The following is a 2,972-nucleotide window of genomic DNA, read 5'->3' on the forward strand; positions in this document are numbered from 1 at the left end:
CCCGCCCTGTCGCAGCAGCGCAGCCCGCGCGACCCGACGGCGGCGTTCATCCCGCCACCGAAGCCGCCCCAGCAGGCCAAGCCGTCACCGCTGAAGCGCAAGGGCGTGCTGGCCGGGTCCGCGGTGGCCGTGGTCGCGGTGCTCGTCCTGGTGCTGGTGGTCGTGCTCAACGGCGGTGACCAGCCGAACGCCGGCACCTCGCAGGCCAACGTCGGCGGCACCACGTCCACCACGGCCGCGCCGTCCAGCACCTCCAGCAGCGCCGCCCCGGCGGACCTGGGCAAGACGGCCAACACCGGTTCGGTGAACTTCGGGCAGGCCGGGCAGGTCGTGAAGGGGTATCTCGACGGCAAGGGGTCGGCCGCCGCGTGGGCGCTGCTCACGCCGTCCGCGCAGGCGGTGTTCGGCAGCCAGCAGGCGTTCCAGCAGTACTGGTCCGAGCACGAGATCCAGGGCTACAACTCGATCCTCGCGGACAAGGGCCTCAACTCCGACGGTTCGGCGGACATGTACGTGACCATCGCGGGGGTCGGCCGCATCTCGTGGCGGGTCGTCAACACCGATCAGGGCATGCGCATCGACGCCGACACCCGCATCGGCTGACCTACCCTGGTCGGTATGACCGAAAGCGGCCACAACCCGCGCTTCGACGACGACCTGGCCGGGCTCGACCCCGACGATCCGGAGGCCCAGGCGTTCGCGCGGCACCTGGACCGGATGCAGCGCTGCGAGCCGGGGTTCACCGTCGAGGGCACCCTGCACAACGTGGCCGAGTTCGCCGAGTCCAGCACCCGGGCCGGCGGCCTGCGCTGGTGGATCGCGGCGACCATCGTGGTGCTGCTGGTCCTGGGCGTGATCGTCGCCTCCTGGGACATCGTGGTACGGGCCGTGCAGTGGCTCGCCGAGTAGCCTGACGCATATGAAACCTCGCATGGAACCCGTCGTGGGAGCCACCCCGAAGGTGGTCAAATCCGACCAGGAGTGGCGCGAGCAGCTCTCCCCCGAGGAGTACGCCGTGCTGCGCCAGGCGGGCACCGAGCGGCCGTTCACCGGCGAGTACACCGACACCAGGACCGCCGGTGTCTACGAGTGCCGTGCCTGCGGTGCGGAGCTGTTCCGCAGCGACACCAAGTTCGAAAGCCACTGCGGCTGGCCGTCGTTCTTCGACCCGGCCGCCTCCGACGCCGTGCTGCTGCGCGAGGACCGGTCGCTGGGCATGGTGCGCACCGAGGTGTTGTGCGCGACCTGCCACAGCCACCTGGGCCACCTCTTCGAGGGCGAGGGCTACCCCACCCCCACCGACCAGCGGTACTGCATCAACTCGATCTCCCTGCGGCTGGTGCCCGCCGAGTAGCGGTTACGCTCGGGGCGCATGGGGGCGTTCTGGGGACTGTCCGCCAGGGAACTGGTGGTGCTCTACACGGCGCTGATCCTGGTGCCGCCGGTGGTGCGCCTGCTCGGCCCGGTGCTGCTGCGGTGCCGCCGGATCCGGATCGGCACCGAACCGGTCACCGCGGTGGAGCTGGCCGTGCTGTCCGGCGGGCCGGAACGCGCCGTCGACGTGGTGCTCGCGGGCCTGGTCGCCCGGCGGTGGATCCGCGTGGACGGCGCCGGACGGCTGACCACGACGACCCAGCAGGCCCCGGCCGATCCGCTGGCCGTCGCCGTGATGCTGGCGGTGTCGTTCTGGCGCGGCCTGGCGACCGCGCAGACCCTGCGCGTCCACTTGGTGGCGGGCACCCCGTTCGAGCAGGTCGTCGACGGCCTCGTGGCCCGCGGTCTGGTGGTGGCGCCCGGTGACGCCGCCGGTATCCGGATCGCGTCCCGGGTCCTGCTGATCGGGGTCGTGGCCAGCACGTTCGCCGGCGGCTACGCGATGGCGGCCATCCCGGTGATGCTGGCCGGCGTGCTCGTCCTCGGGCTGGCCGAACTCGTGCCGCCGCCCCGGCGCACGGTCGCGGGGGCGCGCCTGCTGCGCCGGGTTGCGCGGCAGCCGGGAACCGCGGCCGCGTACCGGTCGTCGAACCGCCAACGTGCCCGTGGGGGACTCGGAGGTGGCTGGGGTGGCGATCCTTTCAGTCGGTGACGGGCCCGCGTTCTGGGGTCTGCCGGCGTCCACGTTCCTCCCGGTCTTCGCCGTGCTGGCGGTGCTTCCCGTCGTGGTGCGCACGCTCGGCCCGTGGCTGCTGAAGCGGCGCGGCGGCGGACCGCACCAGCCGCCGGGGCCGGTCGAGCTGGGCTTCCTGACCGGCGGTCCGGCGCGGGCGACCGACACCGCGCTGGCCGAGCTGATCGCGAACGGCCGGATCCGGGTGAACAGCACCGGACTGCTGTCCACCACCGGTGACCGGCCCCCGGCCGGCGGCCTGGCCGCGGCGATCTGGGCCAGCGTGTACGGCGGCCGCGGCACCTGGACCGTGCACGACGTGCGTGCCGCGGTGCGCGGCCACGCCGAGTCCGGCCGGCTGCGCGACCGGCTCGCCGGCGACGGGCTCCTGGTCCAGCCGGGCCCGGTGCGCGCCCTCCGGCGGCTGGCCATGCTCCTGCTCGTCGCGGTCCTGGTCATCGCGTTCGTGACCTTCCCGGACGGCACGTTCGTGCTCGCCGTGCTGCCGGCCGGGCTCCTCTGGGCGCTCACCGACCGCCCGGCGCGCGGACCTGCCCGGACGACGGCGGGTGAGGCGGCGCTGCGCGGCGCGAGCGTGACCCCGGGCTGGTCCGCGAAGGAGGTGGCGCTGGGCGGTCTGAGCCGGTACCCGGACCCGGCCATCGCGACGGCCCTGCTGTCGCCGCCCCCGCCACGGAAACCGCGCCGCCGCTGGGGGTCCGGCTCGGCGACGAGCGGCTCGTACGGCTACGGCTGCGGATCGAGCAGCTCGTGCGGGAGCAGTTCGTGTGGGGGCGGCAGCTCGTGCGGCGGGGGAGGCGGTGGCCTGTATGTTATAAACATCTCCGAGCCAAAGAGACTACTG

The 2,972-nt window shown here is 73.5% G+C and carries 4 protein-coding genes and 1 pseudogene; all 5 read left to right on the forward strand.

Features of this window, described 5'->3' with window-relative positions; all coding sequences use genetic code 11:
• Positions 1 to 603 (forward strand): annotated as a pseudogene (locus D0D28_RS35240) (serine/threonine protein kinase); the annotation flags it as partial.
• 15 nt (positions 604 to 618) lie between these two features.
• Complete coding sequence (locus D0D28_RS35245; RefSeq protein WP_094007224.1) at positions 619 to 909, forward strand: hypothetical protein; 291 nt, start codon at positions 619 to 621, stop codon at positions 907 to 909.
• A gap of 22 nt (positions 910 to 931) precedes the next feature.
• The gene (gene msrB, locus D0D28_RS35250; RefSeq protein ID WP_094007222.1) at positions 932 to 1,354 is read left to right on the forward strand and encodes a peptide-methionine (R)-S-oxide reductase MsrB; all 423 of its coding nucleotides are present in this window, start codon (positions 932 to 934) and stop codon (positions 1,352 to 1,354) included.
• A gap of 18 nt (positions 1,355 to 1,372) precedes the next feature.
• On the forward strand, positions 1,373 to 2,086 hold the full coding sequence (locus D0D28_RS35255; protein WP_116115527.1) for a TIGR04222 domain-containing membrane protein: 714 nt from the start codon (positions 1,373 to 1,375) through the stop codon (positions 2,084 to 2,086).
• The coding region (locus D0D28_RS35260; RefSeq protein ID WP_240323476.1) for a TIGR04222 domain-containing membrane protein at positions 2,064 to 2,972 on the forward strand (909 nt) is incomplete at its 3' end. The genes D0D28_RS35255 and D0D28_RS35260, both read left to right, overlap by 23 nt.

The sequence above is a fragment of the Amycolatopsis ruanii genome (genome assembly GCF_003385175.1).
GTDB classification, from domain to species: domain Bacteria; phylum Actinomycetota; class Actinomycetes; order Mycobacteriales; family Pseudonocardiaceae; genus Amycolatopsis_E; species Amycolatopsis_E thermalba.